The organism is Mangrovibacterium sp. (assembly GCF_041596335.1).
GTDB lineage: Bacteria > Bacteroidota > Bacteroidia > Bacteroidales > Prolixibacteraceae > Mangrovibacterium.
Genome location: NZ_JBFHIT010000014.1, coordinates 46,186 through 61,091 on the forward strand (window position 1 = coordinate 46,186; position 14,906 = coordinate 61,091).

Sequence of the window (14,906 nt, forward strand, 5' to 3'; positions counted from 1 at the left end):
GCGGGAAGTCACTCGGTTGAAAATTCAGCTTTCCCGTGCGATTCCTTCCCTTTGACTTCGACCTGATTTTACTTTGTGCGACTATTAACCGGGAACGATCGATTTTGTTGAGCAAAAGGTAATTTTCTTCGACAGAGAAGGATGAAGGCACCAAATTGATACAAAACAGCAGCTTGTTTTCAGTTGAAATTGAGTTTTAGCCTGAACATGGTTCACCCGTTTCTGCAGGGCATCGCCAAACGTTGAACCTGTTTGCATTCCTCGTAGAAATTGGTGCGTGCGGCAAGGCTGAGCCAATCATTCCTTTTTATATAGCCGCAAATAAAGGGCGTGTTTGAATGAATGGTAAATTCCGGTTTCCGGTGGTGACCGGATTAGTTCGAATCAATATCCATCTTCTTCACCTTAATTTGCTCTTTTGGTGGAACAGGGTCGTAGCCGTGTGTCCCCCAGGGATGGCAGTGCAAAATGCGTTTGGTGGCCAGATAGAAACCCTTGAAAGGACCGTGAATTTTTACCGCATCAATGGCATATTGCGAGCAGGTTGGTATATGGCGGCACGAGTTGGGGAGCAGCGGAGAGATGGCAGCGCGGTAAAAGTAAACCGGAATCAGCAAGATCCAGCCTGCGAGTTTTAATACGAGTTTTATTGCACGACGCATGTGGTTCTGTTTGCGACAAAGTTACTAAAAGATTGAGGATTGAATGTCCATTTAGTCGATGTGGAAGTTTTTGTGATGCCGGAAATAAGCTTTGTTCCCGGAGACTTAAAGCGTGGTTTCAGGTGTTTGCGGCATTCTTTTACGCTAATTTTCACGGCCTTGTTTTCGCGTATTGGCGGCTTTGCATAAGAACGGACGAACCAAACGGATACATTTGTGTTTAGGAAGCATACAAATTGGATATCATGGCAAAAGCCGAAGAATATATTAAAAAAGATCATCAGCTGTTTGAAGAAACAGTGGTTAATAACGAAGAAATATCGCCGGGAGTTTTTCTCCTGTCTGTTAAACGAGTTCACGATTTTAAACCCGGACAGGTTGTAAAGCTGGCGGTCGACCAGGTTCAGCCGCCTCGTATTTACAGCATTTGCAGCGGAAACAGCGACGAAGAGTTGCGTATTCTTTTCAATATAAAGGACGATGGGTACCTGACTCCCCGGTTGGCAGGCCTTATTCCCGGTGATAAAGTGTTGCTTAGTGCGCCATACGGGAGCTTTGTCGGCAACAAGAAACCCGCCTGGTGGATTGCTACCGGAACGGGAATCGCTCCTTTTTACAGCATGTTTCAATCCGGTTTGGCCGGCAATAAAATGTTGATTCATGGAGCCAGTTATCTCAATCAGTTTTATTTTGAAGATGAGCTGGATTGGGCGATGGACAAAAACTACCAGCGTTGCTGTTCGCGAGAGCAGTCGTGCGATGTGTTTCCCGGCAGGGTAACCGACTACCTCGAAAATCGATCCGAACTTCCGAGAACTGCGCAATACTATTTGTGTGGAAAAGCGATCATGGTGGTTGAGGTTCGCGACCTGCTGATCAGGAAAGGTGTGCCTTACGAAAATATTATCGCCGAGATTTATTTTTAAAAGATTGAAAACGGGAAGTGGGCTGAAGCGCTTGCAAATAGCATAGTTCTGCCTGAGTCTCGCTGTTTTCGGTTCTGATTCTCTTTTATAACTTTGCAGAAAATTTACACGATGCAGAAGGAAGCTTTATTTGGAAAGACATTGGAGGAATTGCAAGCCGTTTGTGCGGACTTGGGATTGCCAAAATTCGCGGCGAAACAAATTGCCGACTGGCTATACAAAAAGCCGGTGTCGAGTATTGAAGAGATGACCAATCTTTCCAAAAAAGCGCGTGAATCGCTCAGCGAGAAATACACCTTCGGGCTGATTGAAACCACGAAAGTGCAGGAGAGTGTGGACGGAACCAAAAAGTACCTTTTCCCAACCGGGCAGGGGAAATTTGTGGAGACGGCCATGATTCCTGATAAGGACCGAAAGACCGTTTGCGTTTCGTCGCAGGTGGGCTGTAAAATGGGCTGTTTGTTTTGCATGACTGGCAAGCAAGGCTTTCAGGGACAACTGACTGCCGGTGAAATTGTGAATCAGATTCGAAATATTCCGGAGTGGGAAGACGTGACCAATATTGTGTACATGGGGATGGGCGAGCCGTTCGATAATTTGGATGAAGTGCTGAAGAGCACACAAATCCTGACTTCGGAATGGGGTTTTGCCATGAGTCCAAGGCGGATCACGGTTTCGTCGATCGGTATTGTACCCGGCCTGGTGCGTTTTCTGAACGAAAGCGAATGCCACCTGGCAATTAGTTTGCACACGCCTTTTCACGAAGAGCGCCAGAGCTTGATGCCGGTGGAAATTGCGTATCCGCTGGAAGAAGTACTACAGGAAATCCGAAATTGGGACTTTGGCCGTCAGCGTCGCGTGTCGTTCGAGTACATCGTTTTCCACGGACTGAATGATACGCCTGCACATGTTCGAGAAATGGCTCGACTGCTCGATGGCATTAAATGTCGGATTAACCTCATTCGTTTTCATCCGATACCGGACACCCCGCTCAAAGGAACCGACGAAACAACCTTGATCGAATTCAAAGAAGGGCTGGAGAAAAAGGGCATCACCACAACAATTCGTGCTTCACGAGGACAGGATATCTATGCGGCCTGTGGATTACTATCAACCAAAGCGCTGCTGAAAAACTAGGCTTTCCTTCAATAAAAAATACCAGAAGATTCGGTTCATTTTTGAACGAATCATCGCTGAAATGAATTGCAATTTGAGGTCTCGAATTGCAATTTCTGTTTTAACTTTGAGTGATAAGTTAAAAATTTCAGATCATGCGATACAATTTATTGGGAAATACCGGGCTTCAGGTTTCTGAACTTTGTTTGGGAACGATGACTTTCGGAGGAAAAGGCTTTTGGACAGCCATCGGCGAAGTTCCGCAGTTGGAGGTAAACGATTTAGTGAAAACCGCCGTTGATGCCGGAGTGAATTTTATTGACACCGCTAATGTATACAGCGAAGGTATTAGTGAAATAATGACCGGACAAGCCATCCGGGACTTGGGACTGAAACGCGATGATTTGGTGATTGCAACCAAAGTGCTTGGCCCAATGGGAACCGGCCCCAATCAGTGCGGATTGACCCGCAAACACATTTTGCAGCAGGCCGATGAAAGCCTCACGCGCCTTAAAATGGATTATATCGACTTGTACCAGGTGCATGGTTTCGACTCCTTCACGCCCTTTGAGGAAACCCTGGATGCGCTCGACTCGCTGGTGAAAAGCGGTAAAGTGCGCTACATTGGTTGCTCCAATTTAGCCGCCTGGCAAATTATGAAAGCACGTGGCATTTCCGAACGAAAGAATATTTCGAAATATGTTTCGCTGCAGGCTTATTATACTATTGCCGGTCGCGATTTGGAGCGCGATGTTGTGCCCATGTTAATCGATCAGAAAATGGGTCTCATGGTATGGAGTCCATTGGCCGGAGGTTTTCTGAGTGGAAAGTACAGCCGTAATGCCAGCACCGAAGAGGGCCGCCGGGTGAGTTTCGACTTTCCGCCAGTTAATAAGGAACGGGCTTTTGATGTGATCGATGTGATGCAGGAAATTGCCAAGAACAAAGCGGTGAGCGTCGCTCAAATCGCATTGGCCTGGCTGCTTTGTCAGCCGGTAGTTAGCTCCGTAATTGTTGGCGCGAAAAAGCAAAGTCAGCTGCTTGATAACTTAAAAGCGACGGAGGTGAAACTGTCAGCTGAAGAGTTGGCCAGTCTGGACGCTGTGAGCAAACTGGAACCGGAATATCCGGGGTGGATGCTCGAGCGGCAGGGACGATACCGAGAATAACACGGATAAACTACATTAGCTGCCGGAACGACCATGTTCCGGCTTTTCTGTTCAATTCCGAAACGATAGTCCGGAATGTCAATGGCTACACATGGTGGTTGACGGAATCGCTCCGGACGCAGGAGAACTTTTAACATTTTTAAGCACTTGCGCGCTATCTGGAATCTTTCAAAATAGTTAAATTGCGTTTCTGTATAAAAAAAGGATTGTTGGTATGGACAGATTGATTTGGTCGAAAGGATTATTGAAAAATAAGCTGACGGTTGCCCGTGATGGAAGACAGATTGGTGTGATCGACTGGAACAATTTATTCAGTTCGGAAGCGATGGCTACATTGAACGGACGGCGCTTTTTGCTGAACCGCGACTTCTTCCTTTCAAAACTTGAGATTTCTGATGCGACCAACGAGGCGCCCCTGGGAACAATCATGATTAATTTGTTCAACCCAAGAAGCGATTTAGTTTTAAACGGAAAACGATTTGAATTGGAAATCAAGAATTTCTGGCAATCGCGTTGGGCTTGGAAGTTCAATGGTCAAGAGATGATTGTATTTCAGAGTGATGAGTTTTTATCGAAAGACAAAGGATCGATTGAGATTTATTCGTCGGACTCGGAAGAGCTTGAAATCCTGATATTACTCGGCTTGTTTGTTCGCAATCAGTTGGTGCTTTTTATGCTGTTGTTGCTCTTGGTGGTCTTGGTGGTTCTAATTTAAAAGCAGTGTCCCAACCATTAAAATTTTATTTCCTTTTCCCCTCCTGACGCTCATGTTAGGCTTATGTCGACAAAATATAGTTGTTTTGCAGTCCGATCTATAATGCAAAAACAAAGACTATGATTGAATTCATCCGCCAACGCCGAAGTATTCGGAAATTTACCAATCAGCCGGTAGAAGCAGAAAAACTTACTTTACTACAAGAGGCTGTTTTACGTTCGCCAGCTTCGAAAAATGCCAATGCCTGGGAATTTTTATTTGTTCAGAACAAGGAAACCATTCGGGCGATGGCCGGAGCGAAACCCTTTGGGAGCAAGTTTTTGGAGAACGCGCCTTTGGCAGTGGTGGTTATGGCTGATGACTCGAAAACAGAGGCCTGGATTGAAGATTGTTCGGTCGCATCAACGATTCTGATGTTAGCTGCTCAGTCAATCGGTTTGGGAAACTGTTGGGTTCAAATCCGCGATCGCGATCACAGTGAAAATCAAACTGCAGAGAGCTACTTGCGCGAACTGCTTCAGATTCCCTCGAACTTAAAAATTTTGAGTGTTATTGCCATTGGTTATTCGGCTCAAAATCGGGCACCCAAAGACGCATCGGATCTTTTGTGGGATAAAATTCACGTCGAACATTTCAACTTGAAATAGGAGCCGGTCGAGTATCGGTTCATTTTAGACCGGCGGTTTTCTAAATGTTTGCGCTTGTTTTAGTAAGCTGATGAATAAAAAACAGGGCTTTCTGAATCTTTTTTGATAAAGTAGATTTTAGAATTAAATTTACACGGAACTAAGCAATCGCAGAAGGTTGCGGTTTTAGCAGAAAAATAACCAGTAGAAGTTAAAAACATGAGCAGACATAAAATAAAAATCGGTATTTCACAAGGTGATATTAACGGAATTGGCTACGAGGTGATTATGAAAACGCTGAGTGATCCCCGCATTCTCGAAATGTGTACACCAATTGTTTACGGATCGCCTAAGGTGGCAGCCTATCACCGGAAAGCGCTGAACATGGAGCATTTTAATTTTAACACCATTAAAAGTGCTTCGGAAGCTGATCCCCGCAAAGCCAACATCATCAATTGTATCGACGATAATGTACGGGTTGAATTGGGGAAAATATCCGATGTCGCCGGCGAAGCGTCGTACATGGCGTTGGAAGCCGTTGTGAATGATTTGAAAGCAGGAGTGATTGACGCGCTGGTTACCGGCCCAATCAGCAAGGATAACATTCAAAGCGAAAAATTCAATTTCCCGGGGCATACCGAATTTTTAGCCGAGCAGTTCGAAGCGAAAAATCATGTGATGCTGATGGTTAGCGAGATGATGAAGATCGGAGTCGTGACGACTCACGTTCCGCTATCAAAAGTAACCTCTATGATTACCAAGGAAGCTATCGTGCGAAAGTTGCGGATTATCGCCTCATCGATGGAGCAGGACTTCAGCATTAAAAAGCCACGAATCGCGGTGTTGGGACTAAATCCACATGCCGGTGATGGCGGCTTACTTGGGTCGGAAGAAAAAGACATCATCATTCCGGCGATTGAACAAGCTAAGGAAGAAGGAATTTTGGCCATTGGACCATATCCTTGCGACGGATTTTTCGGATCGGGCGACTATGTGAAGTTTGACGCCATTCTAGCCATGTACCACGATCAGGGATTGACACCTTTCAAAGTAATCTCGTTCGAACGCGGGGTGAACTACACCGCAGGATTGCCTATTATCCGGACTTCACCCTCGCATGGAACGGCGTTCGATATTGCCGGAGAAGGAAAAGCGTCGCCGGAGTCATTCCGCGAAGCATTGTATATGGCAATTGATGTGCACAAAAACCGCGAATTGTATAAGGAAATTAGCAAGAATCCACTGAAGCGTTACGATATTAATCCGAATCAGGTGGACGAGAGTGTTGATTTTGTTGACGAAGAACCAAGCCTGTAATCCTGGCAGGAACCGATAATTTTTTTTTGACGGAAAGAAGATGTGTTTGCGATATCTTCTTTCTTTAAATTTAGTTTGAAAGCGCTGAATTATGTACGAATACATCATCGGGAAAATAACCGGACTTACCCCTGCCAACGCTGTGGTCGAAGCCGGATCGATCGGTTATTTTCTCCACATCTCATTAAATACATACTCCGCCATTAACGGGCAGCAATCAGCCCGTTTGTTTCTGCATCAGGTTGTGCGCGAAGATGCGCTTCTGCTTTATGGCTTTGCCGAGCAAGATGAACGGGAGCTTTTCCGGCAGTTGATATCGGTAAGCGGAATTGGTTCAAGCACAGCATTAATGATGCTTTCGTCGCTCAGCCCCGACGAGATCAGAAAAGCAATACTCGAAGAGAATGTTAACCTGCTGAAAAGTATCAAAGGAATTGGGGCAAAAACAGCTCAGCGAGTCATCATCGATCTAAAAGATAAAATTGGTAAACTACCAGCCAGCGACCAAATTTTAATGACCGGTGCGGACAATACTATCCGCGATGAAGCGTTATCAGCTTTAGTTATGCTCGGTTTTGCCCGCAAGAATGTTGAGAAGGAATTAGACAAAATTTTGAAGTCTAATCCCGGAATAACCGTAGAGCAGATGATAAAAACGGCACTGAAGAGCCTGTAAATTGATAAGGAGCGGTATTGAAAACATTTCTGAGAAATTCTTTGATTACGATCATTTTTTCAGGGGTTCTGGCTATGGGCTGGACTTCGGTACCGAATATTGACTTATCTGATCGTTTAAGAGAATTTGAGCAGACAGCAGACTCCAGTTGGGTTGATACCCTCGATATCGATACCACGGGCGTGTTGGTTTATCCTTTCGAAGACCGCAAAGAGTTTGATTATTCCGACGATCGCTCCCGTTCGGGACTCTTTCTGAAAACTCCCTCGAATATAAAAACTGTCGTTGAATACGACCCCGTTTCCGGCCAATATGTGGTGACTGAAAAAGTCGGGAATTTCAACTACAGGCTTCCCAAAGCCATGTCGCTGGAAGAATATGCCCGATACGATTTTCAAAATTCAATTCGCAATTATTGGCGAAAACGAGCCGACGAGCAGGATCAGGAGACACGTGGAGGCTTAATTCCCCGATTGTCGGTAGGCGGAGAGGCTTTTAACCGCATATTTGGAGGAAACAACATCGACATTCAACCGCAAGGATTTGTGGAGGTGAGCTTTGGTTACCAGATGAATACGACTGAAAACCCGTCTATTGCCGAGCGTTTACGAAAGGTGCCCTCATTCGATTTCGACCAAAAAATCCAGATGAATGTAAACGGAACGATTGGCGATAAAATGAAGATGAGGGTGAATTACAATACCGAGGCCACCTTCGATTTTGAAAATAAGATGAACCTCGACTACGCCGGCGACGAAGATGAGATTATTAAGAAGATTGAAGCCGGAAATGTTTCGCTGCCCTTAAATGGTTCCCTGATAACCGGCGCTACCAATCTGTTTGGGGTGAAAGCCGATATGCAGTTCGGGAAGCTTTCGGTATCCACTGTTTTTTCGCAAAATAAAGGTGAAACAAAAGTTGTCGACATTGAAGGAGGAGCACAAAAAACATCGTTTGAGGTAAAAGTGTCCGATTACGATGCCAATCGTCACTTTTTCCTGGCGCAGTATTTTCGCGATTCCTACGATCAGGCACTGCGGAATTTGCCAATTGTGCAGTCGGCCATTACCATTAATAAAATTGAAGTTTGGGTAACCAATAAATCAGGAAACTACAGTGAGTCGCGCAATATTTTGGCACTGTTGGATTTGGGGGAGCATACAAAAAATATTTACAACTCAGTCCCGGCTTTCGCGGGTGAAACGGGATTGTCCTATCCGGACAATGTGTATCCTTACAGCGAAGCCAATAAAATGTATAAGGAGTTGATAAACAACTATGCTGATGTTCGGGATGTGTCGAATATCACCCGAACCATGAGTAGTTTTTCCGGTTTTGGTTTTGTTGGAGGGCAGGATTTTGAAAAGCTTGAACAGGCGCGCAAACTGAGCTCCTCCGAATATACCGTCAACCTGCAATTAGGATATATTTCGCTCAATTCCGCTTTAAATACCGATGAAGTTTTAGCTGTTGCCTACAACTACACGGCCAATGGCAAAACATACCAGGTCGGCGAGTTCTCGACCGATGGAATTGACGCGCCGGAAACGTTGATGTTGAAATTGCTGAAGGGAACCAACCTGTCGCCAAAGCTACCTACCTGGAAGCTGATGATGAAAAACGTGTATAACCTGAATGCGTACAGTTTAAGCAGCGAAGATTTTGAGTTAAATATCCTTTATCAGAACGAATCAACCGGTACGATGGTGAATTACCTGCCGGCATCGAATCTGGAAGGTCATATCTTGTTGAATGTTTTAAACCTCGATAATCTGAATTCGCAGCTCGATGAGGGAAGTAACGGTGTATTCGACTTTATCGATGGAGTGACCGTTCAATCGACATCCGGACGGATTATTTTTCCATCGGTTGAGCCGTTCGGAAGTTTCCTGTCCGACTCGATCACCGACCAGGTGTACCGCGACAAGTACGTTTATCAAAGCTTGTACGATTCAACAAAAACCTATGCCAAACAAGATGCTGAGCACAATAAATACATCTTGACAGGTAGCTACAGCGGATCGTCCAGTTCCGAAATTTCATTGGGAACAGTCAATCTGGCGCAGGGATCCGTGAAAGTTACAGCCGGAGGTATTACGCTTACCGAAGGGTTGGATTATACGGTTGACTATACTCTTGGTAGGGTGAAGGTGATTAATCCAACGTACCTTGAGTCAGGTACTTCGCTGCAAGTGTCAACGGAGAGTGAAGATCTTTTTTCGGTACAACGAAAAACCTTGCTCGGAACCCATGCCAACTATGCTTTTTCCGACAAATTCAATCTGGGTGGTACCGCTTTGTACATGAGCGAACGGCCGCTGACTCAGAAAGTTAATTACGGCGAAGATCCAATTTCGAACACGATGCTCGGGATGGATCTGACATATAGTACCGAATCTCAATTGTTAACCCGATTGGTTGATAAGCTACCTTTCCTGGAGACTAAAGAGACCAGCTCAGTGGCTGTTGAAGCCGAAGTTGCCAAGTTAATAGTTGGCAGCTCGAGCGTGACTGACGGTACTGTCTACATTGACGATTTTGAGTCGACTCAAACGTCGATCGATCTGCGGTCGCGACAAGCCTGGATGTTGGCTTCAACACCGCAAAATCAACCAACTTTGTTCCCCGAAGGGGATTTGGACGATGACTTGGCTTACGGCTACAACCGGGCAAGATTAGCCTGGTATGTTATCGATCCGCTTTTTTTGCGAAATACATCGCAAACACCATCGCATATCAAGCAAGATGCTGAGCAGCAGTCGAATCATCTGGTTCGCGAGGTGTATCAGGAGGAAATATTCCCGGACAAGGATACTGAAATTGGTGTAGCGACAAATATTTCGGTTCTGGATTTAGGCTACTATCCATCCGAGCGGGGACCATATAACTTCGATGTCAATCCGTCGGCTTATTCTGCTGGTCTGAATGCAGACGGTACTCTTGCCGACCCGGAGTCGCGCTGGGGTGGGATTATGCGTAAAATTGAAACCAGCGATTTTGAAACGGCCAATATCGAATACATCGAGTTCTGGATGATGGACCCCTTTGTGAATGATGAAGGTGGGCAATTGTCGGGCGGTGATTTGTATTTCAACCTGGGCGATGTGTCGGAGGATGTGCTGAAAGATTCGAGAAAATCATATGAAAACGGACTGCCTGAGACGGAGTTGATTACTGATGTTGACACAACGATCTGGGGTCGGGTGCCAACCAAAACACAAATCACCAGCAGCTTTGTAACCGATACTGAGTCGATTCTTCGACAGGATGTCGGTTTCGATGGCTTGTCAAGTAGCGATGAACAAAGTTTCTACGGCGGCTATTTGGCTTCGCTGCAAAATATTCTCGATCCGCAGACTTTCAGCGACTATCTGGAAGATCCTGCTGCTGACGACTATCACTATTACCGCGGATCTGACTACGATGCGGATCAGGTTAGTATACTGGATCGATACAAAAAATACAACGGCCCCGAAGGGAATTCGCGTCCTGCGGCCAGTTCTCCTGAATCGTATACGACATCGGCCTCAACGTTACCCGATGTTGAAGATATTAACAGCGATAATACCTTGAGCGAATATGAACGCTACTACCAGTATCGTGTGAGCATCCGGCAGTCGGAAATGCAATTGGGACAGAACTTTATTAGCGACATCCGTACAGCTAGTGTTACGCTGGCAAACGGAACAGTGAGCGAGGTGAAATGGTATCAGTTTAAAGTGCCGGTGAAACAACCGGAGACCGTCGTCGGCAGTATCTCCGACTACAGTTCGATCCGGTTTATGCGGATGTTTCTGCACAGCTTCAGCGATCCAATAGTGCTGCGTTTTGCCACCCTCGACCTGGTTCGGGCCGACTGGCGCAGCTATTCCGACGATCTGGACGACAACAGCAACACCTTAGGGACAAACACAACGTTTGATGTTTCCGCTGTCAATATTGAAGAAAACAGCGACCGTCAGCCGGTTAACTATGTGCTGCCTCCCGATATTGACCGTGTGATTGATCCGGCAAACGCTCAACTGCTGGAACTGAATGAGCAGGCAATTACATTGAAAGCAATCGAGTTGGAAGAAGGTGACTCCAGGGCTGCCTATAAATCAATCAATATGGACTTTACGAGCTACCAGCGTTTGAAGCTGGAGGTTCATGCCGAAGCCATCGATGGTTCGCCGCTGAATGATGATGATCTCCATTTCTTTGTGCGAATCGGGTCGGATTACAATTACAACTATTACGAATACGAATTACCACTCAGCCTCACCGAGCCGGGTGTATACAATGGTGATATAGCCGCTGACCGTTTGGCTGTTTGGCCTGATGCGAACCGAATAAATATACCGTTGACTTTATTTACCGATGCCAAGTTGGAGCGAAATGCAGCGATGCAGGAATCCGGATCAATTGTGCAGCAGACCGATGTCTATGAGGTTGTTCACGACGATTGGAATGACGGCAAAAACCTGGTGAAAATAAAAGGGAGTCCGAATCTGGCTAATGTGGAGGTGATGATGATGGGAATCCGACATAAATCGGGTGCCGTAAGCTCATTGCCTAAATCGATTGAAGTCTGGGCCAACGAACTTCGGCTTAGTGAATTGGAAAATGAAGGTGGATGGGCCGCCAATATGCGGGTGACGACTCGTTTGGCTGATTTTGGGTCGGTGGTTTTTGCCGCCCGTCACCAGTCGGTTGGCTTCGGAAGCATCGACCAAAGTGCCAGCGAAAGAGCCACGGATGATTTGACTGAATACGATATTTCGTCCAATTTTGAACTGGGCCGCTTTTTCCCGAAACAAGCTCAGGTTCGTATTCCGCTCTATGTGGGAGTGTCCAAAAGCGTAAGTAACCCCAAGTACGATCCACTTGATCCGGATATTACGATGGAACAGTCGTTGGCAAATGCCGGATCAAAAGCAGAGCGCGATTCAATTAAAAGTATCGCTCAGGATGTTACCGAACGAACCAGTATTGTTCTGAATAATGTGAAGGTTGACAAAACAAATAAGTCGGGAAAATCGAGGATATACGATCCTGCTAATTTCTCGGCAAGTTTTGCCTTTAATAAGCAAAAGGAGCGCGATGTTAATACGGAGTACAGCATTGAGAAGAGTTACCGCCTGGCACTGAATTACAACTTCAACAACCGACCGAAACTCTACGAACCTTTCAAGAAGACGAAATTTCTTCGTGCTGATGCTTTTCGCTTGCTTCGCGATTTCAATTTTTACTTAATGCCTACTCAAATTTCCTATCGGAATGAGTTGTACCGTTACTATAAAGAGGTTCAAACCCGAAATATCTCCAACCCCGATATTCTAATACCGCTTACTGTAGAAAAGGATTTTGTCTGGCGCCGGTACTTCGACTTGCGATATAACCTTACGCGCTCGTTGAAAATCGATTTTTCATCGCAGGGAACAGCGCGGATTGATGAGCCGCTTGGCCGTATTAACCGGGATGATGACGACTACCAAATGAAGAAAGACTCCATTCTTCGGAATCTGTTCGATTTGGGACGCCCCGTTTTGTATCATCACACCTTCAATGCGACCTATCAGATGCCGATCAATAAGATTCCGCTATTCAACTGGGTGACAGCTACCGGAAGGTATCAGGCGATGTACGATTGGACTGCCGGTACAATTACCGACGAAACTGTGGAGTTGGGTAATGTAACTGAAAACTCTCGTGTGATGCAGGGAACCGGGCAGGCATCGTTTACCAATCTCTACAATAAAATACCTTTTCTGAAGGAGGTAAACCAAAAATTTGGTGCGTCAACCAGGTCGGCAAGGAGTTCGAGTAGCCGAACAAGGGCCGCCGCTTCAACGAAGAAAGAAGAGGCTAATTTCCGCATTCGCGAGGTTTCGTACAAAGATACCCGGGTAGCCCTGAAGGCTGATTCTGTTCAGGTGATTGCGCACCGTTTGAAAACAAAGGATGTTCAGGTGAAAGTTTTCAATGCGGAGGGGCAGCAGGTTCGTGGGGTGATGAAAATAATTGATGAAAATCAGGTCAGTTTCTTAAGCAGAACCGATGTTGAAGCAGGTCGGATTGAAATTAGCGGGAAACGTAAAATTGAAAATGGCTTTCTATATAAATCCAGTCAGTATGCCGCACGAACAGCAATGATGGTTAAGAGTTTCTCGGCTACCTATTCAACGGCAGATGGTACTTTGCTTCCCGGATTTATGCCTGAACCAAGCGTTTTTGGCGCCGGACATTATTCGCCTGATCCGGCCATGTTTGGTCAGGTGGCTGCTACAAATGCTCCCGGAATACCCTTCCTGTTTGGGTGGCAGGATGATGATTTTGCCCGAAAAGCTGCCGAGCGCGGATGGATTACAAAAGATACAACGTTGAATTCGCCTTACATGATGAGCCACAATGAAACCTGGAGTCTCAGAGCTGATATTGAGCCAATCCCTTTCCTGCGAATTGATCTGAATGCCAACCGTTCCTTCTCTGAGAATGCCAGCGAGTACTACCTGTACGATGTCAATTCCGGAGAATTTAATGCGAGTAACCGTACGCTAACGGGTAACTTCACCATGTCGGTCAATACCTGGAGAACCGCTTTCTCGAAAATGGGTGGTGCCGATATTGATATTCCTGAAGCTTACCAGAATATGCTCGACTATCGCTGGGTGATCGCCGGACGACTGGCTAGTCGGCGAGTTGCCAATGCGGAGGTTAATTACAATCCGGAAATGAACAACCAGGAAACCGGTTGGCCTATTGGATACGGATCTACTTCTCAGGATGTGATGGTTCCGGCGTTCATCGCCGCATATACCGGGCAATCACCCCACAAAGTGTCGTTGGAGCCTTTCCCTTCATTGAAATATATGCGCCCGAACTGGCGGATTTCATACGATGGTGTGGTATCAAAAATTAAAGGGTTGAACAAAGTGGCAAAATCGATCAACTTAAACCATTCGTATCGTTCAACCTACAACATCGGTTCGTACACCACCAACCTGAGCTATGATGACCAAGCCTATGGCGACGGCTGGAGCTATGTTCAAAATGAATTGAACGGAGATTTTGTTTCGAAATACGATATGACGTCTGTCAGCATCTCCGAGATGTTCAGTCCGCTCATCAATGTTGATGTGACCTGGCTGAATGACATGTCGACTACGATTGAGATCAATCGGTCGCGGAACCTGACTTTAAGCTTTGCGAATAACCAATTAACAGAAGTACTCAGCAATGAGCTTTCGGTCGGATTTGGTTACCGTTTCCCGCGCATGGATTTAATTATCAAGTCGAAAAACGGACAAAAGGCTTATTCCAACGATTTAAATATTCGGGCTGATTTGTCTTTCCGTAAAAATAAAACCTTGCTCCGTAAGCTGGAAGAAGATGACAACCAGCTGACAGCAGGACAAAATGCTGTTACACTGAAAACTTCAGCCGACTATATGTTGAGCGATCGTTTTCAACTACGGATGTACTACGACAAGGTCATCAATCAACCCTTTACTTCTTCATCTTACCCAACTTCTACCACAAGTTTCGGGATGAGTTTCCGCTTTACTTTGGCTCAGTAACGAACGAGAGTTCAACCAACTTTATTTTTTTTTATTAGTCAGACGAACTTTGTTTGTGTGCATGATACAAAAAGCAATTGTTTAGTAGCGCTTTTGTTCAGGGGGGTGATATTCAATTTAAATTTACCATAGAAAAATAA

At 45.7% G+C, this 14,906-nt stretch carries 9 protein-coding genes; 8 read left to right on the plus strand and 1 reads right to left on the minus strand.

Annotated features, from left to right (window positions below):
• Nucleotides 1-374 precede the first annotated feature (374 nt).
• Nucleotides 375-662, minus strand: a complete 288-nt coding sequence (gene yidD, locus ABZD21_RS07220; protein WP_372773981.1) for a membrane protein insertion efficiency factor YidD — start codon at nucleotides 660-662, stop codon at nucleotides 375-377.
• 245 nt (nucleotides 663-907) lie between these two features.
• Here yidD and ABZD21_RS07225 point away from each other — a divergent pair, with 245 nt between their 5' ends.
• From ABZD21_RS07225 to sprA, 8 genes are all read left to right on the plus strand, one after another.
• A complete protein-coding gene (locus ABZD21_RS07225) occupies nucleotides 908-1,588 on the plus strand; it encodes a ferredoxin--NADP reductase (protein ID WP_372773983.1) in 681 nt (226 codons plus the stop codon).
• 111 nt (nucleotides 1,589-1,699) lie between these two features.
• A complete protein-coding gene (gene rlmN, locus ABZD21_RS07230) occupies nucleotides 1,700-2,725 on the plus strand; it encodes a 23S rRNA (adenine(2503)-C(2))-methyltransferase RlmN (RefSeq protein ID WP_372773984.1) in 1,026 nt (341 codons plus the stop codon).
• A 134-nt stretch (nucleotides 2,726-2,859) separates the two neighbouring features.
• On the plus strand, nucleotides 2,860-3,873 hold the full coding sequence (locus ABZD21_RS07235; RefSeq protein ID WP_372773985.1) for an aldo/keto reductase: 1,014 nt from the start codon (nucleotides 2,860-2,862) through the stop codon (nucleotides 3,871-3,873).
• Between the two features lie 214 nt (nucleotides 3,874-4,087).
• A complete protein-coding gene (locus ABZD21_RS07240) occupies nucleotides 4,088-4,588 on the plus strand; it encodes a hypothetical protein (RefSeq protein WP_372773986.1) in 501 nt (166 codons plus the stop codon).
• Between the two features lie 119 nt (nucleotides 4,589-4,707).
• Nucleotides 4,708-5,235 carry a nitroreductase family protein gene (locus ABZD21_RS07245; protein WP_372773988.1) on the plus strand — a complete coding sequence of 176 codons (528 nt, stop codon included), beginning with the start codon at nucleotides 4,708-4,710 and terminating at the stop codon, nucleotides 5,233-5,235.
• Nucleotides 5,236-5,433: 198 nt separating this feature from the next.
• The gene (gene pdxA, locus ABZD21_RS07250; RefSeq protein WP_372773989.1) at nucleotides 5,434-6,531 is read left to right on the plus strand and encodes a 4-hydroxythreonine-4-phosphate dehydrogenase PdxA; all 1,098 of its coding nucleotides are present in this window, start codon (nucleotides 5,434-5,436) and stop codon (nucleotides 6,529-6,531) included.
• 91 nt (nucleotides 6,532-6,622) lie between these two features.
• Nucleotides 6,623-7,207 (plus strand): Holliday junction branch migration protein RuvA, encoded by a 585-nt coding sequence (gene ruvA, locus ABZD21_RS07255; RefSeq protein WP_372773991.1) that lies wholly within the window; start codon nucleotides 6,623-6,625, stop codon nucleotides 7,205-7,207.
• Between the two features lie 41 nt (nucleotides 7,208-7,248).
• Entirely contained in the window at nucleotides 7,249-14,766 is a 7,518-nt protein-coding gene (sprA, locus tag ABZD21_RS07260; protein ID WP_372773993.1) for a cell surface protein SprA, read from the plus strand.
• Nucleotides 14,767-14,906 lie beyond the last annotated feature (140 nt).